This window comes from Arthrobacter sp. B1I2 (genome assembly GCF_030816485.1).
Taxonomy (GTDB): domain Bacteria; phylum Actinomycetota; class Actinomycetes; order Actinomycetales; family Micrococcaceae; genus Arthrobacter.
Genome location: NZ_JAUSYC010000001.1, coordinates 543,825 through 570,210 on the forward strand (window position 1 = coordinate 543,825; position 26,386 = coordinate 570,210).

The 26,386-nt window shown below is 67.2% G+C and carries 30 protein-coding genes; 12 read left to right on the forward strand and 18 right to left on the reverse strand.

Annotated features, from left to right (window positions below):
- Positions 1–36 precede the first annotated feature (36 nt).
- Positions 37–906 carry an SDR family oxidoreductase gene (locus tag QFZ57_RS02510; protein WP_306897688.1) on the reverse strand — a complete coding sequence of 290 codons (870 nt, stop codon included), beginning with the start codon at positions 904–906 and terminating at the stop codon, positions 37–39.
- Between the two features lie 121 nt (positions 907–1,027).
- Here QFZ57_RS02510 and QFZ57_RS02515 point away from each other — a divergent pair, with 121 nt between their 5' ends.
- Positions 1,028–1,414 carry a winged helix-turn-helix transcriptional regulator gene (locus QFZ57_RS02515; RefSeq protein WP_306897690.1) on the forward strand — a complete coding sequence of 129 codons (387 nt, stop codon included), beginning with the start codon at positions 1,028–1,030 and terminating at the stop codon, positions 1,412–1,414.
- 167 nt (positions 1,415–1,581) lie between these two features.
- Positions 1,582–1,848, forward strand: coding sequence for a hypothetical protein (locus QFZ57_RS02520; protein ID WP_306897691.1), 267 nt, complete (start codon positions 1,582–1,584; stop codon positions 1,846–1,848).
- A 75-nt stretch (positions 1,849–1,923) separates the two neighbouring features.
- Here QFZ57_RS02520 and QFZ57_RS02525 read toward each other — a convergent pair whose 3' ends face one another.
- Both QFZ57_RS02525 and QFZ57_RS02530 read right to left on the reverse strand, forming a co-directional pair.
- The gene (locus tag QFZ57_RS02525) at positions 1,924–2,673 is read right to left on the reverse strand and encodes a 3-hydroxybutyrate dehydrogenase (protein WP_306628897.1); all 750 of its coding nucleotides are present in this window, start codon (positions 2,671–2,673) and stop codon (positions 1,924–1,926) included.
- Positions 2,674–2,718: 45 nt separating this feature from the next.
- Positions 2,719–4,098 carry an MFS transporter gene (locus QFZ57_RS02530; RefSeq protein WP_306897693.1) on the reverse strand — a complete coding sequence of 460 codons (1,380 nt, stop codon included), beginning with the start codon at positions 4,096–4,098 and terminating at the stop codon, positions 2,719–2,721.
- Between the two features lie 127 nt (positions 4,099–4,225).
- On the opposite strand from QFZ57_RS02530, the gene QFZ57_RS02535 reads away from it, so the two are divergent.
- Positions 4,226–5,122, forward strand: coding sequence for a LysR family transcriptional regulator (locus QFZ57_RS02535; RefSeq protein ID WP_306628899.1), 897 nt, complete (start codon positions 4,226–4,228; stop codon positions 5,120–5,122).
- Here QFZ57_RS02535 and QFZ57_RS02540 read toward each other — a convergent pair.
- The 11 genes from QFZ57_RS02540 to QFZ57_RS02590 all read right to left on the reverse strand — a co-directional run bounded on the left by QFZ57_RS02540 (position 5,119) and on the right by QFZ57_RS02590 (position 17,143).
- A complete protein-coding gene (locus tag QFZ57_RS02540; RefSeq protein WP_306628900.1) occupies positions 5,119–6,048 on the reverse strand; it encodes a spermidine synthase in 930 nt (309 codons plus the stop codon). The genes QFZ57_RS02535 and QFZ57_RS02540 overlap by 4 nt on opposite strands.
- 47 nt (positions 6,049–6,095) lie before the next feature.
- Positions 6,096–7,628, reverse strand: a complete 1,533-nt coding sequence (gene rfaE2, locus QFZ57_RS02545) for a D-glycero-beta-D-manno-heptose 1-phosphate adenylyltransferase (RefSeq protein ID WP_306897696.1) — start codon at positions 7,626–7,628, stop codon at positions 6,096–6,098.
- Complete coding sequence (locus tag QFZ57_RS02550; RefSeq protein ID WP_306897698.1) at positions 7,625–9,094, reverse strand: aldehyde dehydrogenase family protein; 1,470 nt, start codon at positions 9,092–9,094, stop codon at positions 7,625–7,627. The genes rfaE2 and QFZ57_RS02550 overlap by 4 nt, the downstream gene beginning before the upstream one ends.
- 81 nt (positions 9,095–9,175) lie before the next feature.
- Positions 9,176–9,892, reverse strand: a complete 717-nt coding sequence (locus tag QFZ57_RS02555; protein ID WP_306628903.1) for an SDR family oxidoreductase — start codon at positions 9,890–9,892, stop codon at positions 9,176–9,178.
- Positions 9,893–9,928: 36 nt separating this feature from the next.
- Positions 9,929–11,335: a PfkB family carbohydrate kinase gene (locus tag QFZ57_RS02560; protein WP_306897701.1), complete on the reverse strand. Its 1,407-nt coding sequence runs from the start codon at positions 11,333–11,335 to the stop codon at positions 9,929–9,931.
- A complete protein-coding gene (locus tag QFZ57_RS02565) occupies positions 11,332–12,042 on the reverse strand; it encodes a D-sedoheptulose-7-phosphate isomerase (RefSeq protein ID WP_306897703.1) in 711 nt (236 codons plus the stop codon). Before QFZ57_RS02565 ends, QFZ57_RS02560 begins: the two co-directional genes overlap by 4 nt.
- On the reverse strand, positions 12,039–13,292 hold the full coding sequence (locus tag QFZ57_RS02570) for a glycosyltransferase (RefSeq protein WP_306628906.1): 1,254 nt from the start codon (positions 13,290–13,292) through the stop codon (positions 12,039–12,041). The genes QFZ57_RS02565 and QFZ57_RS02570 overlap by 4 nt, the downstream gene beginning before the upstream one ends.
- Complete coding sequence (locus tag QFZ57_RS02575) at positions 13,289–14,323, reverse strand: glycosyltransferase (protein WP_306897706.1); 1,035 nt, start codon at positions 14,321–14,323, stop codon at positions 13,289–13,291. The genes QFZ57_RS02570 and QFZ57_RS02575 overlap by 4 nt, the downstream gene beginning before the upstream one ends.
- Positions 14,320–15,408 (reverse strand): glycosyltransferase family 9 protein, encoded by a 1,089-nt coding sequence (locus tag QFZ57_RS02580; RefSeq protein WP_306897708.1) that lies wholly within the window; start codon positions 15,406–15,408, stop codon positions 14,320–14,322. Before QFZ57_RS02580 ends, QFZ57_RS02575 begins: the two co-directional genes overlap by 4 nt.
- Positions 15,408–15,944, reverse strand: coding sequence for a D-glycero-alpha-D-manno-heptose-1,7-bisphosphate 7-phosphatase (locus QFZ57_RS02585; protein WP_306897710.1), 537 nt, complete (start codon positions 15,942–15,944; stop codon positions 15,408–15,410). The genes QFZ57_RS02580 and QFZ57_RS02585 overlap by 1 nt, the downstream gene beginning before the upstream one ends.
- A gap of 239 nt (positions 15,945–16,183) precedes the next feature.
- Positions 16,184–17,143 carry a sigma-70 family RNA polymerase sigma factor gene (locus QFZ57_RS02590; protein ID WP_306897712.1) on the reverse strand — a complete coding sequence of 320 codons (960 nt, stop codon included), beginning with the start codon at positions 17,141–17,143 and terminating at the stop codon, positions 16,184–16,186.
- 146 nt (positions 17,144–17,289) lie between these two features.
- Between QFZ57_RS02590 and QFZ57_RS02595 the strand changes: the two genes are divergently transcribed.
- The 7 genes from QFZ57_RS02595 (at position 17,290) to QFZ57_RS02625 (ending at position 23,149) form a co-directional block, all read left to right on the forward strand.
- Positions 17,290–18,354, forward strand: coding sequence for an NAD-dependent epimerase/dehydratase family protein (locus QFZ57_RS02595; RefSeq protein ID WP_306897714.1), 1,065 nt, complete (start codon positions 17,290–17,292; stop codon positions 18,352–18,354).
- A gap of 54 nt (positions 18,355–18,408) precedes the next feature.
- Positions 18,409–18,996, forward strand: coding sequence for a hypothetical protein (locus QFZ57_RS02600; RefSeq protein ID WP_306897716.1), 588 nt, complete (start codon positions 18,409–18,411; stop codon positions 18,994–18,996).
- A 329-nt stretch (positions 18,997–19,325) separates the two neighbouring features.
- Positions 19,326–20,114 (forward strand): hypothetical protein, encoded by a 789-nt coding sequence (locus tag QFZ57_RS02605; protein ID WP_373461172.1) that lies wholly within the window; start codon positions 19,326–19,328, stop codon positions 20,112–20,114.
- Positions 20,114–20,545 carry a phage holin family protein gene (locus QFZ57_RS02610; protein ID WP_306629297.1) on the forward strand — a complete coding sequence of 144 codons (432 nt, stop codon included), beginning with the start codon at positions 20,114–20,116 and terminating at the stop codon, positions 20,543–20,545. Before QFZ57_RS02605 ends, QFZ57_RS02610 begins: the two co-directional genes overlap by 1 nt.
- Entirely contained in the window at positions 20,542–21,204 is a 663-nt protein-coding gene (locus QFZ57_RS02615; RefSeq protein ID WP_306628915.1) for a DUF3618 domain-containing protein, read from the forward strand. The genes QFZ57_RS02610 and QFZ57_RS02615 overlap by 4 nt, the downstream gene beginning before the upstream one ends.
- Positions 21,205–21,314: 110 nt before the next feature.
- Positions 21,315–22,553, forward strand: a complete 1,239-nt coding sequence (locus QFZ57_RS02620) for a YihY/virulence factor BrkB family protein (RefSeq protein WP_306897724.1) — start codon at positions 21,315–21,317, stop codon at positions 22,551–22,553.
- 338 nt (positions 22,554–22,891) lie between these two features.
- Positions 22,892–23,149, forward strand: a complete 258-nt coding sequence (locus QFZ57_RS02625; RefSeq protein ID WP_306628917.1) for a hypothetical protein — start codon at positions 22,892–22,894, stop codon at positions 23,147–23,149.
- Positions 23,150–23,340: 191 nt separating this feature from the next.
- Here the strand turns inward: QFZ57_RS02625 and QFZ57_RS02630 are convergent, their stop codons facing one another.
- Together QFZ57_RS02630 and QFZ57_RS02635 are read right to left on the reverse strand one after the other, a co-directional pair.
- A complete protein-coding gene (locus QFZ57_RS02630; protein ID WP_306897727.1) occupies positions 23,341–24,030 on the reverse strand; it encodes an O-methyltransferase in 690 nt (229 codons plus the stop codon).
- Between the two features lie 60 nt (positions 24,031–24,090).
- Entirely contained in the window at positions 24,091–24,414 is a 324-nt protein-coding gene (locus QFZ57_RS02635) for a thiamine-binding protein (RefSeq protein ID WP_306628919.1), read from the reverse strand.
- A 123-nt stretch (positions 24,415–24,537) separates the two neighbouring features.
- Between QFZ57_RS02635 and QFZ57_RS02640 the strand changes: the two genes are divergently transcribed.
- Positions 24,538–25,200: a TetR/AcrR family transcriptional regulator gene (locus QFZ57_RS02640; RefSeq protein WP_306628920.1), complete on the forward strand. Its 663-nt coding sequence runs from the start codon at positions 24,538–24,540 to the stop codon at positions 25,198–25,200.
- Between the two features lie 41 nt (positions 25,201–25,241).
- Positions 25,242–25,523: a hypothetical protein gene (locus tag QFZ57_RS02645; RefSeq protein ID WP_306628921.1), complete on the forward strand. Its 282-nt coding sequence runs from the start codon at positions 25,242–25,244 to the stop codon at positions 25,521–25,523.
- Between the two features lie 47 nt (positions 25,524–25,570).
- Here QFZ57_RS02645 and QFZ57_RS02650 read toward each other — a convergent pair whose 3' ends face one another.
- Both QFZ57_RS02650 and QFZ57_RS02655 read right to left on the reverse strand, forming a co-directional pair.
- Positions 25,571–25,987, reverse strand: a complete 417-nt coding sequence (locus tag QFZ57_RS02650) for a hypothetical protein (RefSeq protein WP_306897730.1) — start codon at positions 25,985–25,987, stop codon at positions 25,571–25,573.
- An 83-nt stretch (positions 25,988–26,070) separates the two neighbouring features.
- Complete coding sequence (locus QFZ57_RS02655; RefSeq protein ID WP_306897731.1) at positions 26,071–26,328, reverse strand: hypothetical protein; 258 nt, start codon at positions 26,326–26,328, stop codon at positions 26,071–26,073.
- Positions 26,329–26,386: the final 58 nt, after the last annotated feature.

A 26,386-nucleotide genomic window follows, 5' to 3' on the forward strand; every position in this document is an offset into this window, starting at 1 on the left:
CCCGGTCCAAACAGCGGACCGGGCACCTGCCTGTTCTTACTCCTGCACCTCCGTCGCGGCGGCACGGACCGCCTGGCCGAGGGACGTCGTCGGACGCCCTATCAGCCTGCGAAGGTCCCCGGTGCTGACCAGGAGATCGCCGCGCGCAATGCCCAGGTCGGAGTCCGCCAGGATCTCCGCGAACGCCTCGGGCACACCCACCCCGGCGAGCAGGCCGGCATAATCCTCCGCGGGCAGGTTGTTGTAGGTGATGGTTTTGCCGGTGGCTGCACTGATCTCGGACGCCAGCTCCGCCATGCTGAACGGGCGGTCACCGCCCAGTTCGTAGACCTTGCCGGCCTGGCCAGTCGCCACCAGCACCGCGGCGGCGGCGTGGGCGTAGTCGGCCCGCGCGGCCCCGCTGACCTTACCCTCTCCGGCGCTGCCCGCGAGCGCGCCCTGGGCGAGGGTTCCGGGCAGCTGCTCCGTGTAGTTTTCCAGGTACCAGCCGTTGCGCAGCAGGACGAACGGAACACCGGAGTCGCGCAACAGCGCCTCGGTGGCCTTGTGTTCCTCGGCCAGTTTCATGCCCGTGGTGTCCGCATTGGCGATGCTGGTGTAGGCCAGCAGCTCCACGCCCTCGGCCTTGGCGGCATCGATCACGGTGCGGTGCTGTTCCACCCGCCGTCCTACTTCGCTGCCGGAGATCAGCAGCACCCGCCGGGCGCCTTTCAGGGCAGCGGCCACCGAACCGTCGTCGGAGTAGTCCATGGGCCGCACCTGCACCCCACGCCCGGCGAAATCAGCCAGTTTTCCAGTGGAACGGCCGGCGGCGACGATGTCTCCCGCAGGTACTCCGCGTTCGAGGAGGGCTTCAATAACGTGGCGGCCCAGCTGTCCGGTGGCGCCTGTAACAACGATGCTCACGATGGTTCCTTTCGGGGGTTTTGCTCTGTCAGAGGGCATAACCCCCGCGTTCCGCTGTAACTTCCCATTAGTGAGTACGCACTTTGAAGTAAGGTACTGACCTTTAGGTAAGCTGGCGGGCATGGAAGCACCTCCGCACGCCGTTCCCCTCCCGCAGGCCTTTGCCGACGGCGTGTTCCCCGCCGGGTGCCCCAGCCGGACACTGCTGGACCACATCACCAGCAAATGGGGCGTACTGATCCTGCTCGCGCTGTCCGAGGGGGAACAGCGCTGGAGTGATTTACGACGGCGGGCCGAGGGCATCAGTGAGAAGATGCTGGCACAAACGCTGAAGACGCTTGAGCGCGACGGGCTGGTCAGCAGGAACGCCCAGCCCGTCATCCCGCCCCGGGTGGACTACAGCCTCACGGAGCGCGGCTACGAAGTGGGCGCACTCCTGGTGCCGCTGGTTGCCTGGGCGTTCGAGAACGCCGAGGACATCATCAACGGGACTGGACAAGGCAAGTAGTACTGCCCCCGGAATTCGAGTACCTGTTACTGATGTTGCTGGTGTGAATAGCGCATAGCGTAGTCGTACGGTGGCGGCCGGAATGGGAGGACCATCCTCTGCTGGGAGCGTTCCGCCAACCAGCACCGTTAGCAAGCGGCAGGCTGCCGCCTGGAGGAGTTGGTCACGTGGGCACGGACAACTATGCACAGGATCTTTCCCGTATGGGCGAGCCCGTCAGCATCCGCGATGTACTGGGCCGGGCCCTGGGCCGGATGGCGCGGGCGTTCAGCCCGCAATGCCCTTACCGGGTAGGGGACACGGTCATAGGCGACGACCCCTTCAGCGGCAGGCGCGAAGGGGTCGTCGTATGGCGGGACCGCCGATCAGTGGGGGTGAAGACCACCTACGGCGTCTTCTTTTACGACCACCGGCTGGTCCGGCTCCTGGACTAGCTTGGAGTTTTTGGACAGATAAAGGGGCTTCCAGGCCGGCAAAGTCCCCGTACGTGTCCAAAAACTCTGCCTCTCCTAGCGCGCGGACCAGCCGCCGTCCATGGTGTAGCTGGCGCCGGTCACCATGCCCGCGTCCGAGGACGCCAGCCAGGCCACCAGCGATGCCACTTCCTCCGGCTCCACCAGGCGTTTGATGGCGGATTCGGTGAGCATCACCTTGGCCAGGACTTCGGACTCGGGGATGCCGTGCACCTGGGCCTGGTCGGCGAGCTGCTTCTCCACCAGCGGCGTGCGCACGTAGCCGGGGTTCACGCAGTTCGAGGTGACACCGTGCTCCCCGCCCTCCAGCGCCGTCACCTTGCTCAGCCCTTCCAGGCCGTGCTTGGCGGAGACATACGCGCTCTTGAACGGGGAGGCACGGATACCGTGCACCGAGGAGAGATTGATGATGCGGCCGAACTGGTTGGCGTACATGTGCGGCAACGCCGCCCGGACCAGCAGGAACGGGGCCTCCAGCATCAGGGTGATGATCCTGCGGAACTCCGCCGGATCAAACTCCTCGATGGGGCTGATGCGCTGGATCCCGGCATTGTTGACCAGGATGTCGCAGTCTAGGCTCAGCGTGGCCAGGGCGTCGACGTCCAGCAGGTCCACGGCCCAGGCGGTGCCACCCACCTCATCGGCGAGTGTCGCAGCAGCGGCGGAGTCGACGTCGGCCACCACCACTTTCGCTCCCCGGGCGGCGAGTGCGCGCACGCACGCCGCGCCGATTCCGCTGGCACCGCCGGTGACCAGCGCCTTGCGTCCATTCAACGTGTTGTCCATTGCAGTTCTCCTTTGTGCGCCCGAACGGTCCGGTGGCCCGGCAGCTCAGCGGTGCCCGGCGGAAAGCAGGCCTTCGCGGGCGGCGTCTTCCTTGTCCACGTCTTCCAGTGCGATGCCCTTGGTTTCACGCAGGCTCAGCACTGCCACGACGGTGATGGCGCAGGCCACCACCAGGTAGATGGCGGTGGGCACCCATGAGCCGGTGTCCTTCAGCCACTGGGTGGCCAGCAGCGGTGCCAGCGAGCCGGCGAAGATGGACGTGACCTGCGAGCCGAGGGACGCGCCGGAGTACCGCATCCGGGTGGGGAACATCTCGGCCATGATGGCCGGCTGACCGGCGTACATGAGTCCGTGGAGGCACAGGCCGATGGTCACGGCAAGGACGATGACCACTGCGTTGCGGGTGTCGAACATCGGGAAGGCGAAGAACGGCCAGGTGGCACCCAGGATGGCACCGGCGAGGTAGACGGGCTTGCGCCCGATCCGGTCCGCCAGCCGGCCGTACTGCGGGATGACGGCGAAGTGGATGACGTGGGCGATCAGCAGCGCCAGCAGGAGCGATGAGGTGTCGTACTTGTGCACGCTCTTGAGGTAGACAATGGCGAAGCTGACCACCAGGTAGTACATGATGTTTTCCGCGAACCGCAGGCCCATGGCCTGGAAGATGCCCTTGGGGTACTTGCGGACCACCTCGAACACGCCGTAGCTGACGGCCTGTTCCTTTTCCACGAGCGCCTTGGCTTCAAGGAAGATGGGCGCTTCGCTGACGTGGGTGCGGATGTAATAGCCGACGAAGACGATCACTGCGGAAAGCCAGAAGGCCACGCGCCAGCCCCAGCCCAGGAACGCCTCGCTGCTGAGCGTGGTGGACATGATGTACAGCACCAGGGTGGCCAGCAGGTTGCCAACCGGGACGGCGGCCTGGGGCCAGCTGGACCAGAAGGCACGGGTCTTGTTCGGGCTGTGTTCGGCCACGAGGAGGACTGCTCCGCCCCATTCGCCGCCCAGAGCGAAGCCCTGGATGAACCGCAGCGCCACCAGCAGCGCAGGGGCAAGGTACCCGATGTCGGCGAAGCCCGGGAGGCAGCCCATCAGGAACGTGGACACGCCGATGATCACGATGGTCAGCTGCAGGGTGGGTTTGCGGCCCAGCTTGTCACCGATCTGGCCGAACACGATGCCGCCCAGCGGCCTGGCGATGAAGCCCACGGCGTAGGTCAGGAAGGCCTGGATGATCCCGTCCAGCTCATTGCCGGTGGCGGGGAAGAAATACTTGCCGAAGACCAGGGTGGCGGCGGTGGCGTAGAGGAAGAACTCGTACCACTCCACCACTGTGCCCACCATGGAGGCGGCAACGATTTTCTTCAGTCCTGATCCTTTGGGTGCATGCCCGGCTTCGTTTGCCCGGCGTTGCTCAACGCTCATGGTTCTCCTCAGTGTCCACATTGACACGTGCTGTGATCTCCAGCACAAGTGACTCAGATGAGTATTGCTGCACAAAGCAGGCACTTCAATGCCCAAAGCGGCACTGAACGTGTGCACAATTGCAGATATGAATGCGAACCCCGATGACCTCCTGGTCCTCCTCGCGGTGTCACGCTCCGCCAGGTTCACGACGGCGGCCCAGGCGTTGGGCTTGAACCACACCACGGTTTCCCGCAGGATCGCTGCCCTGGAGAAAGCGCTCGGCGGCCGGGTGCTGTCCCGGGCCGCCGGCGGCTGGGAACTGACGGAGCTCGGCGAACGGGCCGTGCAGGCGGCGGAACAGGTGGAGGCGGTGCTGGGCACGCTGGGGCCGGCCGGCCAGGCACCCGACCCGGTTACCGGCGTCGTACGCATGACCGCGACTGATGGCTTCAGCGCGTACATTGCCGCCCCTGCCGTGGCGCGGCTGCGCCGGGACCATCCCGGCCTGAGCGTTGAGGTAGTGACCATGACCCGCCGTGCCCTGCAGCAGCGGTCCGGGCTGGACATTGAGGTGGTGGTGGGTGAGCCGCAGGTGCACCGCGCCGAGGCCATCCGGCTGGGTGAATACCGCTTGGGAATGTACGCCTCCCGCGCCTACCTCGCGGAGCACGGGACACCGGCAACCGTGGCCGAACTGAACCGGCATCCGCTGGTCTATTTCGTGGATTCGATGCTGCAGGTGGACGACCTCGACGCGCCGCGCCGGCTGGTTCCGGCCATGCGTGACGGCCTCACCTCCACCAACGTGTTCGTCCACGTGGAGGCAACCCGGGCCGGCGCGGGCGTCGGGTTTCTGCCGTGCTTCATGGCGGACCTCCATGGCGACCTGGTCCGCCTGCTGCCCAGTGAGATCGGTGAACTGCTCCCCTACTGGATGGTCCTGCGCCCGGATTCACTGCGCCGGCCAGCCGTTGCCGCCGTCGTGCAGGCCCTCCGGGAACAGATGGCCGCACACCGCGAAGCGCTCCTGGGCCGGGTTTAGGTTTCCGGCACGGGGTCGTGGCGGACTGGGGCTCCGGCCGCGAACGCACGGACCTGGGCGTCGTCCCAGAGGTGCGCGGGTACTGCACCACCCAGGAGCCGGCGCCGCAGCCGGGGGTCTTCAACAATGGGCGAGTCGCTGCCGGCCATCACCATGTTTCCGTAGCGCCGGCCCTTCAGCATGGCGGGATCGGCGATGATTACCGTGTGTGCAAAGGTGGCCGCGATGGTGGCCGCGTCCTCCCGGGCGTTCCTGAGGTCAGGGGCGTCCCCGGAGTTGGCAACGTAGAGTCCGCCAGGGGCCAGGACGCGTTTGACGTGCCCGTTGAATTCCGCGGTGGTGAGCGGGCGCGGGGTGTGGGCACCTGCAAAGACGTCGCGGATGATGAAGTCCCGGGTATGGGCCGTCAGGGTCTCCGTCACGGCCCGGGCTTCCCCTACGCGGATCCGGAGCAGGGGCGCCTTGGGCAGGTCGAACCAGCCGCGCACGTACTCGGCCAGCTTGCCGTCAAGTTCCACCACCACCTGCCGCGCATCCGGGTAGGCCGCGGCGAAGTAGCGCGCCATGGAGCAGGCCCCGCCGCCCAGGTGCAGCCCGCGCAGCTTGTGCTCCTGCAGCCCGCGCAGCTTTGCCGGGGATGCATCCGACGGCGGCCAGCGGGACTCGATGAGCGCCGCCATCCACCGCATGTACTCGAAGTCCAGGAACAGCGGATCGGCGAGGTCGATGTGCGAGCTCATGACGCCGTTGATTTTCAGGAGCCAGCCGGTGGAGTTGTCCTGGTCGGCGATCAGCTCGCAGTCGCCGGTGTCGACGTAGTAGACACCTTCAACAGGTCCGCTTTGGCGGGAACCGGCCGGCACCTCCACAACTCCGGCCACCGCACGCATGCCGTTCCGGCCCCCTGACCTTCCGCGTTTTGCCATTACCCGTGCCACGCTTCAGTCATGCTTTAACCTTAGTTGCTGGCACTTCAGCTGCTGGGCACGGCCCCTTCGCCCTCCCGGATCCGCTTCACCACGGCGGTGGTGGACCGTTCGGCAACGTAGTCGAGGATGGCCACGCGGCCGCCGTACTCCTCCACGGCCGGGGTCTCCGCCAGCATCTCCGGCGTGTAGTCCCCGCCCTTGGCGTACACCTCGGGCCGGAGGCGGCGGATCAGCGGGCTGGCGGTGGGGGTATCGAACACCGTCACGTAGTCCACGCAGCTCAGCGCGGCCACCACCGCTGCCCGGTCGGCCACGTTGTTGATGGGACGGCCGGAACCCTTGAGCCGGCGCACCGAATCATCACTGTTCAGCGCCACCACCAGGATGTCGCCCAACTGCTTGGCCTGGTTGAGGTACCTGGTGTGGCCGCTGTGCAGCACGTCGAAGCAACCGTTGGTCAGCACGATCCGCTGCCCTTGGGCGCGGTGCACCTCCAGCTGCCGCTCCAGTTCGTCCTCGCTCAGGGCAGTATCCGCGAAGGCCTCCAGGTAGCGGCTGAGCTGGGCAGTGCTGCACACAGAGGTGCCAGGCTGGTGGACCACCACGTCGGCGGCCGACTGGGCCAGGTCCAGGCTGGCAGTCAACGGCAACCCGGCGGCCCGGGCCAGCGTCAGCGCCGCCACGAACGTGTCTCCTGCGCCGGACGCCTGTTTCTCTGCGGCCGGCCGGGCCCACGTCCGGTGCCGCACGCCGTCGGGCATCAACAGCACGGTTCCGTCCCGGTCCAGGGTGACCACCACAGCCTGCGCTCCGGTTTCCTGCAGCAGCGCCTCCGACTCCGCGCCCACGGCTTCCACCCGGTCCTGGCCCTCCGGCAGTTTCCGGTCCAGCAGCCGCGCGGCTTCCTGCGCATTCGGGGTCACCAGGTCGGGCTGCAGGGCAGCCCAGGGCCGCGGATCGTGGGCGTCAACCACCACCAGCGGACGTTTCCCGCCGGCGGTACCACTGCCAAGGACGTCGGCAAGGACCGTGCGGACCGGGTCCGCCACCACGCCGGTTCCGTAGTCGCACACCAGCACGGCGTCCTGGCGTTCGACGGCGGCACGCACCGAGGCGGCGAGCGCGCCGAGGGCGTCGGCCGGGACAGTCCTGGCCGAGTCGTCGAGGCGGAGCATCACCTGCCCGCCGCTGCTGATCCGGATCTTGGTGGTGGTGACCATGTCCGGGTGGGTGTGCAGGTGCTGGACATCGATGCCTGCGGCGGCAAGCTGCCCGCGCAGGTCCTCACCGGCGTCGTCGGAGCCGATGATCCCGGCCACCGAGACCTTCGCTCCCAGGGCTGCCAGGTTCATGGCGGTGTTGGCCGCGCCGCCCGGGACCGATTCGCGGGACTGGATATCCACCACGGGGGCGGGGGCTTCCCGGCACAGCCGCTCGATGCTGCCGCTCCACCAGCCGTCGAGCATCACGTCGCCGATGACCAGGATGGCGGGCTGTTCCGCGGCCAGCCGGCCGGGGAGCCAGTCGGACAGTGCCCGCTGGGTGGACAGGTCGATGGATTCCGGTGATGCGCTCATGGCCGGCCCTGTTCATCGCTGCCGGCCACGGGCTCCGGGTCGTTGGCGGAGCCCGACGGTGCCGGTGCGGGCGGGGCGGCGATGTGCACCACCTTGACCTGGCTGAATTCGTCCAGCAGTTCGGGTCCGTAACCGAACCCTGCGCCGCTCTCGCCGCGGGGCTGGGCTGCGCCTCCGGGGGCACCGCCAAACACCTCGTTGACCTTCACGGTTCCCACCGGCAGCGCGGCCACTGCCTGCTGGATGTGCGCGATGTTGCTGCTCAGGACGGTGGCTGCCAGGCCGTACTTGCCGCTGCACGCCAGGCGCAGGCCGTCGTCGAACGTGTCCACCACCTGCACCGGGGCGACCGGGCCGAACGTTTCCTCCGTCATGACCTGCATCCCGTCGGTGCAGTGGAGCAGGACGGTGGCGGGGTAGAACGAGCCGGGCCCGTCCGGAAGGGCACCGCCTTCCACGGCCCGTGCGCCCTGGGCCAGGGCGTCGGCAATGTGGGCATGGACGGCGTCGCGCATCCGCAGGTCCACCAGCGGCGCCACGCTGCCGTTCCCGTTGCGGAGTGCGGCCTCGGCTTCCAGTGCGCTGCAGAACTCCGCGGCGATGTCCTTGTGGACATAGATCCGTTCCACAGCGGTGCAGATCTGGCCGCTGTTGCTGAAAGCGCCGATGGCGGCCTGCTCCGCTGCCCACCTCGGGTCCACGTCGCGGTCCACCAGCAGGGGGTCGTTGCCGCCGTTCTCCCTGATGACGTGGGCGCCGGTAAGGGCTCCCGCGCGGGCAATCCGCGCACCGGAGACGCTGGATCCCACATGGGCGATCACGTCCACGTCCGCCTGGGACAGCGCCGCGCCCACTCCTGCGCCCCCGGAGATGGTCTGGAAGACGCCGGCAGGAAAAGCCGTTGCCAGTACCTCTCCCAGCGCCTCCCCCAGCCGCGGGCACCGCTCGCTGGGTTTGTGGATGACCGTGTTGCCTGTGACCAGTGCGGCGCCGATCAGCCCGCAGGCCACAGCCACGGGATCGTTCCACGGGGTCAGCAGGACGGCCACGCCGCGCGGTTCGGCAAGCGTGTAGTCGGAGGCGAGCCGGTTGCCGCGGAGGCTGTGTCCGCGGTGGACCGGGCCCAGCTCTGCGTATTGTTCCAGGGTGGAAACGCCGGCGGCAATACCGGCCAGGGCCTCGTTTTCGGGCCGGCCGGTTTCGCTGGCATTCAACCCCGCGAGTTCCTTGGCTGCTGCGTCCAGGGCCTTTGCGGCTGCCCGGAGGGCGGCGCCCCGTTCGGCGGGTGCGGTTGCCGCCCAGCCGGCCGCCTCACCGCGCGCCACGCTCACGGCGTGGTTGACTGCGTCCGGGCCCGCTTCGGGCACCGTCCACAGCACTTCACCGGTTCGCGGGTCCTGGATGGTGATGCCGGAGCCCTCGACTGTCTCATTGCCTGCGGTTGTTTCGGTGGCTGTGGTGGGCATGGTGTTCCTCCCGCCTTTCGGTGCTGGTTATGTGCCGGTGGTCCTGCTGCGGCCACCGGAGTGGTTGTGGCCGGTTGCGGCTTAGGGCCAGGAGCCCTCTTCCTCATGGCAGATCAGCATTTCGCGGACCTCGCAGCCGGTGGGCTGGTTGAGTGCGAACAGGATGGCCTGCGCGGTGTTGGCGGGGTCGTTGAGCCGGGAGTCGTCCTGCGGCTTGTACTGCTCCGTGCGGTCGTCGAAGAACCGGGTTTTCATGCCGCCGGGGATCATGGTGGTGACACCGATTTCGCCGCCGGTTTCCGCGGCCAGGGCGTGGCTGAATCCCACCACGCCGAATTTGGAGGCGCAGTAGGCGGTGGCATCCGCCACGGCGCGCTTGCCAAGGGTGGACGCCACGGTCACCACGCGGCCGTGGGTTTCCTTGAGGTAGGGCAGGGCGGCGCGGACCACCGAGACCGTACCCATCAGGTTGACGCCGATCACCTTTTCCCACTCGGCGGCTTCGACGTCGGCCAGCTTGCCGCAGCGGTCGATCCCGGCGGCGGTGACCACCGCGTCCAGGCCGCCCAGCGTCTCTGCGGCTTCACGGACGGCGTGCTCAACGGCCGCCCGGTCCGCGACGTCCACTTCGAACGCCTTCACGCCGGAGACGCTGCTGATGTCGCGGTCCAGGACCACCGGGGTGCCGCCTGAGCGAAGAACGGCGTCGACGACGGCGGCGCCCAGTCCTGAGGCGCCGCCGGTAACCAGGACGCGGCCGGGCGTGGTGGATGCAGTTGCAGTTGGTTCTGCAGTCATGGTGTTCCTTTCAATGGGGAAAACAAGTAAACGGGTTCAGCTGACCTTGGCGAGTGCGTCCGCCAGGCCGGTGGTGGAGCGGGCGGGGTGGAACGGGACGGTGAGGCAGCGGCCGCCCCAGCTTTCCACCAGGTCGGCTTCGGGCAGGCGGGCTCCCTTGTAGTCGCCGCCTTTGACCCAGATATCGGGGCGGAGGCGGTCCAGCGCGGCTTCGGGCGTGTCCTCGTCAAAGACCATCACCGCGTCCACGCATTCCATCGCCAGGAGCAGTTCCGCCCGGTCATGCTGGCCGATGATGGGACGCTCCGGTCCTTTGAGCCGCCGCACCGAGTCGTCGGAGTTGAGGCATACGATCAGGCAGTCCCCCAGCTCGCGGGCGGCGGCGAGGGACCGGATGTGGCCGGCATGGATCAGGTCGAAGCAGCCACCGGTGGCCACGACTTTTCCACCGTTTTCGCGCACCGAGCGGGCCAGAAGCAGCGGCTCGGTGGTACGCCGGCCGGGCGCCGGCACCGTCCGGGCATCTCCGGTGGCAGCATCGGATTCTGGAGTATCGGGCAGCGCCGAAACTCCCCCGGCGGCCAGGAAATCCGCAGCGTCATGCACTGCCAAAGCCGCCGCTTCGGGCAGGTCGCGGCCGGCCAGGAGGTGCACTGCCAGGCTGGCGGCCAGGCGGTCGCCGGCCCCGCAGGGATCGCCGGCCTCCACCCTCGGCGCGGGAACGGCACGGGAAGAGCTCTCGCCGCGCCGCAGCAGGACGGCCCCTTCCTCGCCCCTGGTCACCAGCACGGCCTGGCTGCGCCAACGCTCCAGCAGGATTTCCGCCACGGCCTCAGCGGAACCTGCCTGGCCGGAACCTTGTCCAGCGCCTGACTGCACCGCCTTGGTGGCTTCGGAAATGTTGGGGGTCACGACGGCCACCCCGGGCACCGGATCCGGGCCCGACGGGTGCGGGTCCCAGATGATGGGCACCTGATCGGCGAGCCGGGCCAGCAGGTCGCGCAGCTGCGCGTTCGCTGCCAATCCCCTGCCGTAGTCGGCAACGATGACCACGCCGGCTTTTTCCACGGCACGGAGCATGGCGGGGCTGACGTCCGGCACGGGCGTCCTTTCGCAGCCCTGGTCAAAGCGGACCACCGGATGGGAACCCGCCCGGACGCGGGTCTTGACCGGAGAGGGGTACCCGCTGGTCCCTGCCACGAGCCGCACCCCGGCGAGGTGTGTGCGGAGCTGGCTGCCGGCGTCGTCATTTCCAAGGACCGTCACCAGGGTGACGGGCCAGCCGTCCTGCGCCAGCATCCGGGCCACCAGGCCTGCACCGCCTGCACGGCGGCGGACTCCGGAAACGTCCACAACGGGAACAGGGGCGTCCGGGCTGAGCCGGGTGGCCTCACCGGAAAGGTCGACGTCGAGCATCACGTCACCCACGACCACGATCCTCATGGCCGGCCCCCGTTCGCCAGTCCCGGGACAAGGGATGGGGTGTGCCGGGCAACCTCAAGGTCGAAAGCCCTGCAGACGGCATGCAGGGCGATCAGGTGCCCTTCCTGGGCGTTGGCGTTCAGGGCGTCGACCATGACGGCCTCATCGCAGGCATCCGCCAGCGGATTGGGTCCGGCGCCGGTGAGTGCCCAGGTGGTCATGTTGAGCCGGGACGCCGCTTCCGCCGCCCGCAGCAGGTTGGGGCTCTTGCCGCTGGTGGACAGCAGCATCAGCACGTCGCCGGAGCGGCCGTGCGCGCGGACCTGCCGGGCGAAGACCTCGTCGTAGCCGTAATCGTTGGCAATGGCGGTGACCGCGGATGATTCGGCGTGCAGGGAGATGGCGGAGAACGGGACCCGCTCGCTGTCGAACCGGCCCACCAGCTCGGCGGTGAGGTGCTGCGCCTCCGCGGCCGAGCCACCGTTGCCGGCCGCCAGCAGGCGTTGCCCGCGCAGCAGGCGCTGCGCCAGCTCCACGCCCCAGGCGGCGAGCCGGCCGGACTGGCTGCGGAGTGAATCCAGGGCCGGAAGAACATTGTCCAGGTGGGTTCGCACGGCGTCGGCGCTGGCCGGATCCACGAAGGTGGCGCCGGGGATTACCGCGGGCAGCGCCGGCGGCGCGGTCAGGGTGCGCAGGTCTGCTTCGCGCAGGGACCATTCGGCAGTCACAGCACGGCTCCTTCCATCGGTACAACGCCGGCGGGGGCACCGGCCATGGCCAGCTGGTAGGCCTTCTCGGTTTCCGCTGCCACCCGGTCCCAGGAGTACCGGGTGCGGGCGCGCCGCTCTCCGGCCTGGCCGAGTTTGGTCCGGAGGGCGGGGTTTCCCAGCAGCAGTGACAGGGCCGATGCGATGGCCTCCGGGTCCCGCGGCGGGACGTGCAGGCCGGTGGTGTGGTCCACCACCGTGTCCCGGAGCCCGCCCACCGCTGCTGCCACCACTGGAACGCCGCAGGCCATGGCCTCCAGTGGGACAATGCCGAACGGCTCGTACCAAGGGGCGCACACCACGGCGTCCGCGCTGCGGAAGATGCCCGGCATCTCAGCCCGGGACACCTGCCCCTGCAGGGTCACCTGTTCAGACACGCCGAGCTCGGCGGCAAGGTCCAGCAGGCGGCGGATTTCGGGGTCGGCGTGCATCACGCTCGAGTCACCGCCCCCGCCCACAATCAGGAGCTCGACGTCGTCGAATCCTGCCGCCTTGAGGTAGGGAAGCGCGCGGATCACCAGGTCCACGCCTTTGCGCGGCACCAGCCGCCCTACTGAGAGGATCCGGTACCGGCGCTTGCGTGCGGCCGCCGGGCCCTCCGGCGAGAAGAAGCTGAGGTCCACACCGCAGGGGGCAATGGAGATCTTGCCGGTGGCGATGCCCATGGCCTTGAGCTCGAAGACCTCATCCGAACACGTTGCGATGATCCGGTCCGCGGAGCGTCCCACGCCTGGTTCCAGCCAGCGGCGTGCCTCGGGGCTGGTGTCCTCGGCACCCTGGTGCCTGCGCTTGACGGTCCCCAGGGCGTGGAACGTCTGCAGCATCGGTACGCGGTATCCGGTGTGGGGCCGCCGGGCGGCGTCCAGGGCAGCCAGGCCGGACATCCAGAAGTGGCCGTGCACCACATCCGGCGGCCGCTGTCCCCAGTCGCTGGCCACGCCGTCCGCGAGTTCGCCCATATAGGGCAGCAGCTCATCCTTGGGCACGTGCCGGGCCGGGCCGGCGTCCACGTGGACCACCTCCAGGCGGCGCCCCACCCGGACCCGTTCAGGAAGCTCCGTTGCGTCCCTGCGGGTGTACACGGTGACGTGGTGGCCCCGCTGGGCAAGGGCCTCGGACAGTGCGGCAACGTGAACATTCTGCCCGCCGGCGTCCACCCCGCCCAGTGCCGCCAGCGGACTGGCGTGTTCGGAAATCATGGCGATCTTCATGGGGTCTTCCTCTCCCGCGCCGGAACGAGGATCCGCTCGTCCGGCCGTTTGTTGACGGGGTGCCGGGGCCGGTTCCGCAGGTCCGCCAGGAGCTCGTCCCAGCGGTCCTGGAACTTGCCCAGGCCGTAACGCTCCAGTGCCGCCTCACGGGCGGCGAGTCCCCGCCGTCGGGCTTCATCCGGATTGGCGACCAGCCGCGCCGCGCAGCGGAGCAGTTCGTCGACGTCGGCGGAGACGGCGCCGGCTTCCTGCGGCACCGCCCGTGGGGCCTCCGTGGTGGCAAGCACCACCACCGGCATGCCCAGGTGCATGGCCTCCAGGAGGGACAGCCCCAGCGAGGTCCAGCGCATGGGGTGGATGTAGACCCTGCAACGCGCCAGTTCCCGGTGCAGCTCACGGGTTTTCAGGTCGCCCCTGGAAGTCAGGCGTGCAGCGTCGATTCCAGTGGCTTCGGCCAGGCCCTCTGTCTTCATGCCGAACACCTGCAGCGGCGCCACGGACGCGAAGGCTGGCAGCAGGTCGGTTCCTGTTACCCGGCCGCGCCGCACCGGTTCGTTGACCACTACGCCAAGTTCCGGCAGCTCACCGGTGTAGAGCTGTCCGGGATCGGGGATTCCGTGCTCGATCACCGTGGTGGGAGCAGAGCCGTTGTCCCAGGCCAGCCGGTTGAAGTGGGTGACGTGAACCACCGGAATACTGTTTTGGTCGGCGAGTGGATGGCTGGTGTTCGGGAAGTTGCCTTTGGGCGTGTTGTGCTCCACGAACACGGCCGGAAGATCGACCCCGGGCGTCCGGCCCAAGGTGCGGACCACTTCATCGATCTCTTCCGGGCGTTGGAGGACGACGGCGTCCACGGAGTCGGCGTCGAGCGTCGCCAGGTCCACCTCCCGCGCTGATTCAGGCCAGTCCCTGCCGGCGCGGCCCAGCCCCCAGGCTCCCCGTTCGGGCAGGACGGGAAGCAGGTACTCATGACGGCCGCGGACAAAGGCGTCCGTCCAGGAACCGTGGACATGCCAGAGCAGGATTCTCATCTGTTGCGGGCCTTTCTACGGGTGCTGACGTGGGTGCTGAAGGAGCTCACTCCGCTGATCAGGCGTTCCACCGCCGCCACCACTTCCTCCGGGGACACCGAGTCGAGGCAGGGGTGGCCCGGGATGGGGCAAACCCGGGCGCGGGACATGCGGCAGGGTGCGTTCTGGTCCCCGAGGAGTTCCAGGGGCACGCCATAGGGTGCCCAGCGGATCGCCGGGACCACGGGGGAAAACAGGCACGCCACCGGTGTTCCCACCGCGGCGGCCAGGTGGGCCGGCCCGGTGTTGCCGCTGATCACGGCATCCGCGCCCGCCATCACGCCGGCCATGGTGGGAAGGTCGGTGCGCCCACCGAGATCCAGCGCCGAGGGGCCGGCCACGGTGGCGGTCAGCGACTTCTCGCCCGGACCCCCGGTCACCACCACCCGGTACCCCGCACCCTGGAGAAGTTCGACGGCGGCCGCATGGTGCAGCGGGGGCCAGGCCCTGGCGGGAACAGCGGCTCCGGGGTGGACCACGACGTACGGTTCCTCACCCACCAGGTGCGTCACATCGGGAACGGAGCTGACGTGCAGCTTTCCGTCGTCGCCGGCGGGAAGCCGGAAGCCGGCGGCCTCGGCGATACCCAGCGCCCGTTCCGCCTCGGGCTGGTCTTCGGGGAAGTCCTCCCCCGGCTTGAGGCGCACGTCCAGCAGCGAACCGGCGTAGTCGGTTGAAGCGCCGGTGATGCGCTCCACGCCTGCCAGCCGCAGCAACAGGGCCAGCGGCAGCGGTGACTGGTGGAAGGACGTGAGGATGACTGCTTCGGTGATCCGGGAGTTCCGGACATATTCGATCAGCCTGTCGGCGTGCGGGCCGGTCATCCGTGGCGCCGGGTTCATGATCCAGGGGCTGTCCCAGCTGTAGACCTCGGCGACGCCCGGGAGCATGGCGGCCGCAGCTTCGCCCTGCCTGCCGCACAGCATCACAACGTGGTTGGTGCTTCCGCCGTGCTGGGCGCGGCCGTTGGCCACCGCGCGGACCGCTGGACCTGCCAGCAGGACATCGCCCATGCTGTCCAGCCGGGCCACCAGGACGCTCCCCATCAGGGCGTCCCCTGCAGCAGGCCGACGGCGGACGCCAGATCGGAGGCGACCAGCCGTGCCGCAGCCACCTCTTCAGCGCGGGTCACGGGCGTGGGAACCAGGACTCCGGTGGCGCCGGCAGCCTCGGCAGCCCCCACGTCGGCGCCGATGTCCCCGATAAGGGCAGCCTCCGATGCGTGGATGCCCAGTTTGCGGCAGGCGCTGTGGACCATTCCCGGGGCGGGTTTGCGGCAGGCACAGCCGTCCTGCTCGGCGTGGGGGCAAACTTCCCACACGTCAAAAGGTCCCAGCAGTTCTTCCACCCGGGCATTGACTTTTGCCACGTCCTCGGCCGTGATCAGCCCGCGGGCAATACCTGACTGGTTACTGATCACACCGGTGGCGATTCCTTCTGCCCGCAGGCTGTCCAGCACTGCCTTGGCACCGGCCATTGGCCGTACTTTGCCGGGGTCCCCGTTGTAGGGCACATCGACCACCAGGGTCCCGTCCCGGTCGAACAGGACAGCCCGGAGCTTGGAGGTTTCAGAGCTTCCCATAACCAACCAGTTCCCCCCTGCTGCTGCTCCTAAACAGGGCCGCAGGCTTTTTCAGCTGCAGTAGCGGGTTCTTGCCGGGCGTTTGAACAGGCAAGATAGGAAGCCTGTTGCTTTAGGTGCTCCTTCCGTTGCCCGCCGAAGCCCTTCTGCGCAGCCTTCCGGCAGGCCGGCGGCGAGAGCTCCTGGAGCCGTCGTCCGCCGTCGAACCAGTGACAACGCAGGGCTGTCTGGGGCGGCCTTTACCTGGTCCTCGTGCCGCCGAAGCGGCGGCCGGCAGCAGTGCCCGCACTGCTGCCGGCATGCCCATTCCTGGTTTGCCGGAATGGCGCAACGTGGTTGGCTGTCTGGTCCGCGCGAGCAACCCGGGACGACGTTTCATTGGCGGCAGCATCCTCCGGCCCACCGAACTGGGCGCTTGCCTCGAGGCGGCGCTGCAGTTCCACCAGCACCTTGGCGAGGCGGCGGGACACCTGCATTTGGGACATTCCCAACCGCTTCCCCAGCTGAACCTGTGTTTCCTCGCAGAAGTAGCGGCGGTACAGGAGCTCGCGGTCTGAGTCGTCCAGGTCCTGCATGGCGTCGCGCAGGCAGGCGAGTTCCTCGAGCCGCTCCAGGGGCGTTTCCGGGCAGGCCAGGATTTCGCCAATGGACGGTGCATCCGAGTTCGGGTTCACGGCGTCAAGGGAGTCCGGGTGCATGCTGCTGGATGCCGAAATGGCTTCCTGCACCTCAGCGGGGTCAGTCCCCAGCTCGCCGGCCAGTTCGGCAACGCTGGGGTTCCGGCCCAGCGACTGGGTCAACTCCGGCTCTGCCCGGAACAGCCGGGTCCTCAAGTCCTGGATATGGCGGGGCGGGCGCACAACCCACGTCCGGTCGCGAAGGTATCTCTTCAGTTCGCCGGTGATGGTGGGCGCGGCGTAGGCGGGAAAGCTTTCACCCTTGGCCTGGTCGAATCCGCGTGCCGCCTTCACCAGGCCCAGGTAGGCCACCTGGTTCAGGTCTGCGCGCTCCCGGCCGCGGGCCTCGAACCGGGCGGCGAGGGCTTCGGCGAGGTCCAGGTACCGTAGGACCAGGTCATTCTCGAACGTCTCCCGCAGCCGTCCTGATGTGGCGGGAGGAGCTTGTTGTTGTGCCGGCTCGGACTGCTGGTGATGGACAGGCGCAGCGTCCACGGCAAGTGCGGCAAAGGACTCGGGCATGAGTGTTGGTTCCCTCTGTCTGGTTCCGAAAGCCTGCGGCAAGACTTAGAAGTAGGAAATCATAAGGTTGCTTATAAAACAATCCTTCTCCGCTATAGGCTCGGCATGTAAGACGGAACCGGACCACCGGCCAAGGAGTCGTTATCATGCGCATAGCCATCACGGGAGCCAGCGGAAACGCAGGAACAGCATTGCTGCGCAATCTTCAGGGCCAACTCGCCCGGAAGCCCGGCAGCCTGCAGCTTGTCGGAATCAGCCGCCGGCTGCCCAATACCTCCCAGGACCCCTACGGCGGCGTGCAGTGGCACACCCTGGATGTGGGCCTGGAGCAGGACAGGCCGCAGCTGGAGGAGGCGCTCGCGGGCGTTGATGCGGTAGTCCACCTGGCGTGGCAGATCCAGCCGAACCGCAATCTGGCGCTCCTGCACAGGACCAATGTCACGGGCACGAGGAATGTCCTGGAAGCTGCCGCCAGGATGGGCGTGAAACAGGTTGTGTGCGCCTCGTCGGTGGGCGCCTACTGCAAGGCGGACAAGGACCAGCGGAGGGACGAGTCCTGGCCGGCAACAGGCATGGCCGGCTCGCACTACAGCCGCCACAAGGCGGAGCAGGAAAAGCTCCTTGACGAGTTCGCGGCCGCAGAGCCAGGCATTACTGTCGCCCGGCTGAGGCCGGGACTCATTTTCCAGGGAAGGGCGGGAAGTGAAATCGGCAGGTATTTCCTGGGGCACGCATTTCCGCGGCTCGTACCGCGGAAGCCCTGGGTTCCGCTGCTGCCGGTTCCGGACAACCTGATCTTCCAGGCGGTCCACGCGGATGACGTGGCAGAGGCTTACTGGCGGGTGGTGGACCAGCGGGCCAGTGGCGCCTTCAACATTGCCGCCGAACCGGTTTTGACTCCCCGGGAGCTTGCCCGCATCCTTGGCGCCAAGAGGATCCTTCCCATCCCCATGCGGCTGCTTCACGCAGTGGTGGACCTGACTTGGCGGGCACGTATTCAGCCCACGGATTCGGGGTGGGTGGAGATGGCGGCCGGCGCACCCATCATGGACACGAGCCGCGCACAACGGATTTTGGGGTGGGAACCGAAAGTGTCATCCATTGACGCGGTCAAGGAACTCCTGGCAGGCATGGGAACGGGGAAAGGCATTGACCCTTCCCCCGTTCTCAGGCCGCGGCAGACCATCCCTGGCTTACGGCGCCGGCCCTAGCACCCGCGACTGTTTTTGCCGCGGGAGCGGCCAGCCTTAAATGCCGGTTCGCGGATGTCCCTCATCGCGCAGATCACGTCCACCGGAAGTGTCCGTGGCGTCCGATTGCCGCCTCCGTGCCGATTCAGCGTCCGGCCCGGTCGTATTGGCGTCGTCGGCAAGGGTGTCAGGGCTCCCTGCGTCGCGACGTCCGGCGTCGGCATGCCCTTCCCGGCGATCCCGTCGGCTGCCATCCGCTCCGACGTCGGGATCGAGTTCGTCAGCCTTCCGGGCATGGGTGGCAACGTCACCCCGCAGGGACTGGGCTTCATGGGCCCGCTGCTCGGCTTCCTGCCGAAGGCGCGCTGCGTCAACCTGTGCCTGCTCAGCATCAGCCCGCGCCCGAATGGCCTTAGCTTCCCGCTCACGGGCATCAATTTCCATATTCTCGGCTTCACGCCGGATTTCGGCAGCCTTTTCCCGGTGCTCCTGGTCCCGTTTCTGCTGGGCAGCCTTCCGGCGCTTTCCACCGGCCAGAAGGAGCACCACGATCAGTGCAACGACAACAATGGCAACTACCACCCATACCCATGGAGCTGTATCCATTTTTCCCACCACTTTCCACTTCGTTGTGACCGGGCAGGCCCTCGCCATTCCGGCTGACATTTTTGGAACGGTTATAACTCGCTTAGCAAGGGTACTTACTTTTTATTAGTAACCATGCTTATCATTTTACGGCCAGTATTGCTGGTTCTTGATCAACAACCGGCCTTCTTGGAAAGAGAGAGCGAAGATGACAGAGAACCAATGGCCCGAGGACCCGGCTTACACCACTTCCTCCGGGCAGTACAGGAATCCCTGGCGAGCGGGAGGCCACCACCTTCCCATCGACTGCCAGCCCATACGGAGGCGACGCCGGAACCGGCTACGCCACCGCCGATGAAACCTCTGGATCCTCGCGCAAAGAGGCTGCAAAGGAAGAAGCAGCCGACGTGGCCCGTACTGCGGCGGGGTCCGCCCAGGGCGTTGCCCAGACTGCCAAGAGTGAGGCCGCGAACGTGGCGCATGAGGCGAAAACCAACGCGCAGGACCTCCTGCACCAGGCCAGGTCGGGACTGACCAGCCAGGCGGGCACGCAGCAGCAGAAGGCAGCGGAGGGCATCCGCAGCATTTCGAGCCAGCTGCAGAGCATGGCCAGTGCCCCGGACCAGCAGGGCATGGCTTCGGACCTCGTCCGGCAGGCGGCCGAGCGGACCTCCTCGATGGCGTCCTGGCTGGAGAACCGGGAGCCGGGTGACCTCCTGGACGAGGTCCAGCGGTTCGCCCGCAACCGTCCCGGAACGTTCCTGCTCCTCGCCGCCGGCGCCGGCGTCCTGGCCGGACGCCTCACCCGCGGCCTCACCGCAGGCGCACCCGAATCTTCCACCACTACCTCTTCCGGCGCCGCGGGCCTGTCCGGCCAGTACTCCGGCAGCACCTACGGCAGCGAGTACGGCCAGCCGTATCCCCCTGCCGGCGGTACCGTTCCCCCGCCGCCTGTCCAGCTTCCCGGCCCGGCCACCACTACGGCCGGTTACGACGGCGGCGCACCGGGCAGCAGCTATCCCGAGGCTTCGGGTGCGGCCAGCGGCCTTGACAGCCCGCAGCTGGTGGAGGAGCCATGGTCCGGCAACCAGGTGTCCGACGACCCGCTGCGTGACCGCGACCTCGCCGACGATCCCATGGCGAACGATCCCCTCACCCAGGACCGCGCGCGTCGGGGCCAGACGGGTGGTTTGTGATGAGTAGCCAGATTCCCGAGATGCCGCCCAGTGAGGCGCATGTGAAAGCGGACAACGCGTCCCTGGGTGAGTTGCTCGGTGACGTGACCCGGGACCTGTCCACCCTGATGCGCCAGGAAGTGGAACTGGCCAAGGCCGAACTGAAACAAACCACTTCCCGCGCAGGCAAAGGCGCCGGCATGCTCGCCGGCGCCGGCGTCGGCGGACACTTCGTCCTGCTCTTCCTGTCCCTGGCCCTGATGTGGGCCCTGGGCGCCATCATGCCCCTGGGCTGGTCCGCGCTGATCGTCGCCGTGATCTGGGGCATCATCGCCGCGGTCCTGGCCTCCATGGGCCGCAAGGAACTCAAGCAGATCAAGGGCATGCCCCAAACAGGCGAAACCCTCTCAGAAATTCCCCCAACCCTAAAACCAGGTGAGGTAAACCGATGAGCGAAAACCCTGACGTCATCCGCGCAGACATAGAAGCCACCCGGGCACGCCTGGGCACCAACGTGGACGCCGTGGCCGACAAGGTCACCCCGTCCAACATCGTCCACCGCCAAACCGACAAAGTGAAGGGCGCCGTGAGCGGGGTGAAGGAGAAAATCATGGGAGCAGCAGACACCGCCACCACCAAGGTCCACGACACCACCAGCACCGGTGCCGGGCACACCACCAACGCCATGCACTCCGCCGGGGACAGCCTGCACCAGGCCGGGGACACCGTCTCGGCCAGACTCTCCGACGCCGGCCAGGCCGTCTCCGCCGCTCCGGACCAGGTCAAAGCCAAAACCCAGGGCAACCCCCTGGCCGCCGGGCTGATCGCGTTCGGCGCCGGCCTGCTGGTCTCCTCACTGATCCCGCCGAGCCAGAAGGAACGCGAAGCCGCGGACCAGCTCAAAACCGCAGCCCAGCCCCTGGCCACCCAGGTCACCGACGCCGCGAAAACCATGGCCCAGGACCTCAAGGAACCAGCCCAGGAAGCCATGGAAAACGTCAAAGCCACCGCCACCGACGCCGCCCAAAACGTCAAGACCGAAGGCCAGCAAGCCGCCACCGACGTCAAAGACCGCGCCACAGACGCCAAAGACAACGTCCAAAACACCTAGCCCACGGCGGCCGCAGCACCCGCAAGGCAACAGCTTTTATCGACAGGCCGGCACCGCCACCCGCGGGGCCGGCCTGTCCGCTTCGGCCCCCTGATTTGAGAGGACGCCCCATGGCCACTCACGACGATTCCGAGACCAGTACCGCGAAGGCGGGCCAGGCTCCGGATCCAAACGACGCAAGGAAACCCGACAGCCCGAGGGACCTGGATAAACCGTCCTGGAAATACATCACCAAAAAGACGCTTCGGGAGTTCACCAAGGACCAGTGCCCCGATCTGGCAGCCAGCCTGACGTACTACGCAGTGCTCTCGCTGTTCCCGGCCCTGCTGGCACTCGTTTCACTGCTTGGCCTTTTCGGTGATCCACAGAAGACAACCAACGCCTTGCTCGAGATCGTGCGCGGCTTCGCTCCGGCAGAGACTGTCAACACGATCAGCGGCCCAGTGTCGGAACTGACCAGCGCCCCGGCCGCCGGGTTCACCCTGGTGCTCGGCCTCTTGACCGCCCTGTGGTCCGCCTCCGGATATGTAGGTGCTTTCGGCCGGGCCATGAACCGGGTCTATGAGGTGGATGAGGGCCGTGCCTTCGTGAAGTTGCGCGGCACCATGCTCGCCGTCACCCTCCTGGCCGTGGTCATCGTGGCGCTGCTGGCCGGCATGCTGGTGCTCAGCGGGCCGGTTTCCGAGGCAGTGGGCGGCCTGATCGGCCTCAGTGGCCCCTTCCTCACGGTGTGGAACATCGCCAAATGGCCGGTAATGGTCATCCTGATCGTTGCCATCATTGCCGTCCTTTACTACGCCACACCCAACGTCAAGCAGCCCAAGTTCCGGTGGATGAGCATGGGCTCGGGCATTGCCTTGTTCGTGTTCCTGATCGCTTCGCTTGGCTTCGGCTTTTACGTAGGCAACTTTGGCAACTACAACAAGACCTATGGCGCGCTGGGCAGCGTGATCATCATGTTGCTGTGGCTGTGGATCCTGAACATGTCACTGCTGTTTGGCGCTGAGTTCGACGCAGAGGTGGAGCGCGGCCGTCAACTCCAGGCCGGCATCAAGGCAGAGGAAACTATCCAGCTGCCGCCGCGGGACACCAAGAAGAGCGAAAAGCTGCAGCAGCAGATCGAGGAAGACATCAAGCACGGCCGTGAACTCCGGGAAAAGTACAGCTCGGAGGAGGACCTGGACGGCCAGGACGGCTCCGGCGACAGTCAGGATGAGCAGCCTGCCGGCAACGGGCAGGCCGGCGATTCCCACGGGGAGCGGCACCGCGACAGGGTTCGCGAGAAGGTGCAGCACCGCGCGGGCAACGGAGAGTCCGACGACGGCGGCCGGCACAGCAGGGACGCTTAGCCCGGCGGGTGCAGCCGCTGCGCACGGGGACCAGTGCGCAGGGGGACTAGGCAGGACCTTCGAGATGGAGGAAAATTCATCTTGAAGGTCCTGTTGTTTTTCCCGGGATGCAATACTCCGGGTATATACGGGGTCGGCGGTGAGATGGCCTCTTCTGAGACCGAGGCCAGTCCCCCCAGTCGCCGCCGGCCCCCCTCGCAACTCCCCGGGCCCTGGCCTAACTGGACAAAACGCCTTGAACTGCAATACTTTCTTGAATACCTCGCCGGGATCCTACGGAAACCGGCAGGTCCGCTGAAGCAGCCGGCGGCATCACTGTCAACCCTTAATGAGCGGACATGCCTGCTACCCATTTTGAACAGTTTCTTGCCGAAGCAGTTGTCCCGGACAGGGAGCCCGGACTGGGCCTCGGACGCGACGAGCTATACGGCCTTTATACAAGCTGGTGCCTTCTGCACAAGGCCGAACTCCAGTCGCCGGCCGCCCTTTGGGAGGCCTTGCAGGACGCCGGAATCAACCCGGACAGCAATAACCTCTCCATGACTGGACCAGCCGCGGCCGACTACATCGTGGCCAGCGCCCCGGACCTGGTGTAACAGCCCGGTAAGCGGGCCTCGTGAAGCGGGCCGATGAAAGGCCAGGGACGCTTCATGGCAGAGAGAGCTTAGAGAGAAGGGCTGTTGCCGTTGGGCAGCAGCCCTTCTCTGCGTCCCAGGCCCGCTCCGTCTTCCGGACAGCTCATGGCTGGGCAAGCGCCAGGAGGTACGCGGCAACCCCCGGGTACCGCCTACTGTTTTTGCGGGAGGATGCGCGCCAGGGCGAACCCGTCCCAGCCCTTGGAGCCGACGGTCTGGATGACGGTGGCGTCCAGCCGCGGGTGGTCGCCGAGCAGCTTGAGTGCATCAATGATCCCTGGCGCATTGACGGGGTCGATCTCCGGATCGAGTACCGCCCCCTCCCAGATCGTGTTGTCCAGGACGACGGCCGCACCCGGCCTGCCGAGCCTGACGGCCCAGTCAAGGTAGCGGCTGTTGTTCTGCTTGTCGGCGTCGATGAAAATGAAGTCGAACGGCTCCCTGTCCTCTTCCTCGAGGGCGGCGAGGGTATCCAGTGCGGGGCCCAGCCGGATTTCCACCCTTTCCCCCAGGCCGGCGGCGTCGATATTGGCCCACGCCACCTCTGCATGCTGGGGCAGGTATTCGCACGTGACAATCTTGCCGTTGTGGGGAAGTCCCCGGCCCATCCAGATGGTGCTGCAGCCCGCCAGCGTCCCGATCTCCAGGATGCGGCGGGCACCGGACAACTGCACCAGGAGTTTCAGGAGCTTGCCGGCGTTTGGCGCCACCTCAATGGCCGGCATCCCGGCTTCGGCCGCAGCGCGGATGGCCTGCTGGACGGCTGCGTCCGGATGCACGACAGCACTGGATAAGAACTCCTCAGTGGCAATCCACTCCGGCCGGGGTTTGTGCTCGAACATGGGCACAGTTTGGCACGCGGTGTCCCGGGGGTCCAGACACCGCGCCTCCCCAGCGCAGGCTTAGGGCTCCTGCGCCAGGGCGTTTTCGAGGCGGTCCACCTTCGCCGTCAGCTCGCCGCTGTAGCCGGGCCTGATGTCGGCCTTGATCACCAGCGAGACGCGGCTGCCGTAGCGTCCCACGGCCTCGGTGGCCCGCTTAACGACGTCGAACACTTCATCCCACTCACCCTCAATGGTGGTGAACATGGAATCCGTCTGGTTGGGCAGCCCGGACTCCCGGACGATCCTCACCGCGGCTGCAACGGCGTCGTGCACGGACGCGTCGGTTGGCCGGGAGCCCTCGCTGGGAACGCCTGATGGGGCAACAGAGAATGCAAGCAACATGCCTCCCAGTCTCGCATGCGGCCTGGCGCCGCCGCAGGCCCGGGCGCGGCTGCCCGCCGTCACATAAGCCCCTACCCCGCAGTAACGGTGTTGGCCCCGGGCTCCGTTGCTAACCTTTTGGGCATGAGCCTCGCAGTCGCCCGAAAGCCCCTCCGCGCAGACGCAGCGCGGAACGTGGACAAGATCATTACGGCGGCGCGCCAGTGTTTCCGGGAGTTCGGCCCGGAAGTGCCGCTCCAGACCATCGCAACCACCGCGGGCGTGGGCCCGGCAACCTTGTTCCGCAACTTCGCGGACAAGGAAGAACTGGTCCTGGCAGCGCTTAACCGGCAGCTCCGGCTCACCGTGGACCCCGTCATGGACGGCGCCCTGGCCGATATTGATGCCGCTGCCGGGCTGTTGCGCGTGCTCGAGGCCCTGATGTCTGCCGCAAGCGACGACGCCAACCTGCTGTGCGCCGTGGCCGGCCGGCGGGAACTCCTCACCGGAATCACCGGATCGCTGATGGAATCCATGAGCGTCCTGCTGGTGCGCGGGCAAGGCCAGGGAAGCCTGCGCACAGACATCTCCATGACGGACATGTTCCGGCTGCTCGCCATGCTGATCGGCGTTGTGGACACCATGGAACCGGGCTCTGATGCCTGGCGCCGGCCCCTGGCGCTGGTCGAGGACGCCATCCGCACGGTCCGCCCGTCACGCCCGCTTCCCGTGCTGGTTCCCGTCCCGGCTGCCGCAGCACCTGGCATCCCCGCCGGCACCATTGTCGGCACACAGCAGGTGCAATAAACTCAGAGCGGGGTTAGGCAGCCAGCCTCGATAATTGCGAGATGGAGCAGACCCATGCATCTTTTCGTGCGTATCCGCCCTGCAACGGCCACGCTGCGATGAACAGCTCAAAGCTTTTCCGGTTCCTCACTGATCCACGCGGGCCGGAGGAAGTCCTGCCTACGCTGACATCCGGGGAACTCGTGGAACTGCTGGACGCCCTGTACCAGAACCTTGATACCCCTGAGCCTGAGTTCGGCGCGCAGGTCTGGTACGAAATGGGCGTCGAAGAAAGCTGCCGCAGGGCCGTCTCCCCTGACGGCGCCGCCCACGGGGTGGCCTAGCTACCGCTGTATCCAGCTCCTGCCAACCGGTCAGCGCCGCCCGGTTGTCAGGAGTCTTCCCGGCCTGCCTGCCCGGCGCCGGTTTCTTCCGCTTCGGCGCTGCCGTCAGTGCCGCGGGGCGCCTGTCCAGGTCGTGGCGGCTGTCCAGGTCCGGGACGCTCATTTCCCTCGTCCTGGTGTCCCTGGTGTTCGTGCCCCTGGTGCTCATGGAACTCGTTGGGGACGTGGTGCTTCGCCTCCATCAGATGCTGCTGGAGTTTCTCCTCGGCATCCCGGCGCCGCCGTGCGGTGTCCCGCAGTTCACGCGTTGATTCGGAGCCGCGGGGGTCCAGGTAGGCAGGCCGCTGCTTCCCGGACTGCTCCGCGGCAGGTACTCCAGCGCCATGCGCCTCGGCAGCGCTCTCTCCGGTGTCCTCGGTGCCGTGGCCGTCTTGCGGCTCAACCGGCGGTGACTGTTCGTCCATCTCGATTTCTCCTTTGGTGGCCGCCTGGGTCTTGGCTGCATCTCTTCCAGTCCACCACATATGGCATCCGGGATGTGGGTCCGCTAGGCGTTGCCCGCATCTGCACGCTTGCGGATTTCCTGCCGCACCAGGGCCTGCAGGGCCGGAACGGACGACGACGGGTCGAGGCCAAGTGCCGCACGGAGCCTTTGGGAGAGAATTTCCAGGTCCTCTTCCGGTACGTCCCTAAGGCCGGAAAAGCGCTTGAAGAAGCGTTTGGCTGGGAGGCCTGCACGCCGTCGGGCATTCTTGTGGCGGGGTCTGCCCGCCAAGCCCCCCAAAAGATGCAGCTGATTTTCCATGGTCGCCGTTCATAGGAATGCCATGGCCAACTGCATAAGCCGATCTCATAGTACAACC

Bases quoted from the DNA above. Each gene is read 5' to 3' on its own strand.
- QFZ57_RS02515 (WP_306897690.1), top strand. From the start codon at position 1,028: ATGGAAGCACCTCCGCACGCCGTTCCCCTCCCGCAGGCCTTTGCCGAC.
- QFZ57_RS02525 (WP_306628897.1), bottom strand. From the start codon at position 2,673: ATGGACAACACGTTGAATGGACGCAAGGCGCTGGTCACCGGCGGTGCC.
- QFZ57_RS02530 (WP_306897693.1), bottom strand. From the start codon at position 4,098: ATGAGCGTTGAGCAACGCCGGGCAAACGAAGCCGGGCATGCACCCAAA.
- QFZ57_RS02535 (WP_306628899.1), top strand. From the start codon at position 4,226: ATGAATGCGAACCCCGATGACCTCCTGGTCCTCCTCGCGGTGTCACGC.
- QFZ57_RS02540 (WP_306628900.1), bottom strand. From the start codon at position 6,048: ATGGCAAAACGCGGAAGGTCAGGGGGCCGGAACGGCATGCGTGCGGTG.
- rfaE2 (WP_306897696.1), bottom strand. From the start codon at position 7,628: ATGAGCGCATCACCGGAATCCATCGACCTGTCCACCCAGCGGGCACTG.
- QFZ57_RS02550 (WP_306897698.1), bottom strand. From the start codon at position 9,094: ATGCCCACCACAGCCACCGAAACAACCGCAGGCAATGAGACAGTCGAG.
- QFZ57_RS02555 (WP_306628903.1), bottom strand. From the start codon at position 9,892: ATGACTGCAGAACCAACTGCAACTGCATCCACCACGCCCGGCCGCGTC.
- QFZ57_RS02560 (WP_306897701.1), bottom strand. From the start codon at position 11,335: ATGAGGATCGTGGTCGTGGGTGACGTGATGCTCGACGTCGACCTTTCC.
- QFZ57_RS02570 (WP_306628906.1), bottom strand. From the start codon at position 13,292: ATGAAGATCGCCATGATTTCCGAACACGCCAGTCCGCTGGCGGCACTG.
- QFZ57_RS02575 (WP_306897706.1), bottom strand. From the start codon at position 14,323: ATGAGAATCCTGCTCTGGCATGTCCACGGTTCCTGGACGGACGCCTTT.
- QFZ57_RS02580 (WP_306897708.1), bottom strand. From the start codon at position 15,408: ATGGGGAGCGTCCTGGTGGCCCGGCTGGACAGCATGGGCGATGTCCTG.
- QFZ57_RS02585 (WP_306897710.1), bottom strand. From the start codon at position 15,944: ATGGGAAGCTCTGAAACCTCCAAGCTCCGGGCTGTCCTGTTCGACCGG.
- QFZ57_RS02590 (WP_306897712.1), bottom strand. From the start codon at position 17,143: ATGCCCGAGTCCTTTGCCGCACTTGCCGTGGACGCTGCGCCTGTCCAT.
- QFZ57_RS02595 (WP_306897714.1), top strand. From the start codon at position 17,290: ATGCGCATAGCCATCACGGGAGCCAGCGGAAACGCAGGAACAGCATTG.
- QFZ57_RS02600 (WP_306897716.1), top strand. From the start codon at position 18,409: ATGTCCCTCATCGCGCAGATCACGTCCACCGGAAGTGTCCGTGGCGTC.
- QFZ57_RS02610 (WP_306629297.1), top strand. From the start codon at position 20,114: ATGAGTAGCCAGATTCCCGAGATGCCGCCCAGTGAGGCGCATGTGAAA.
- QFZ57_RS02615 (WP_306628915.1), top strand. From the start codon at position 20,542: ATGAGCGAAAACCCTGACGTCATCCGCGCAGACATAGAAGCCACCCGG.
- QFZ57_RS02620 (WP_306897724.1), top strand. From the start codon at position 21,315: ATGGCCACTCACGACGATTCCGAGACCAGTACCGCGAAGGCGGGCCAG.
- QFZ57_RS02625 (WP_306628917.1), top strand. From the start codon at position 22,892: ATGCCTGCTACCCATTTTGAACAGTTTCTTGCCGAAGCAGTTGTCCCG.
- QFZ57_RS02630 (WP_306897727.1), bottom strand. From the start codon at position 24,030: ATGTTCGAGCACAAACCCCGGCCGGAGTGGATTGCCACTGAGGAGTTC.
- QFZ57_RS02635 (WP_306628919.1), bottom strand. From the start codon at position 24,414: ATGTTGCTTGCATTCTCTGTTGCCCCATCAGGCGTTCCCAGCGAGGGC.
- QFZ57_RS02640 (WP_306628920.1), top strand. From the start codon at position 24,538: ATGAGCCTCGCAGTCGCCCGAAAGCCCCTCCGCGCAGACGCAGCGCGG.
- QFZ57_RS02645 (WP_306628921.1), top strand. From the start codon at position 25,242: ATGGAGCAGACCCATGCATCTTTTCGTGCGTATCCGCCCTGCAACGGC.
- QFZ57_RS02650 (WP_306897730.1), bottom strand. From the start codon at position 25,987: ATGGACGAACAGTCACCGCCGGTTGAGCCGCAAGACGGCCACGGCACC.
- QFZ57_RS02655 (WP_306897731.1), bottom strand. From the start codon at position 26,328: ATGGAAAATCAGCTGCATCTTTTGGGGGGCTTGGCGGGCAGACCCCGC.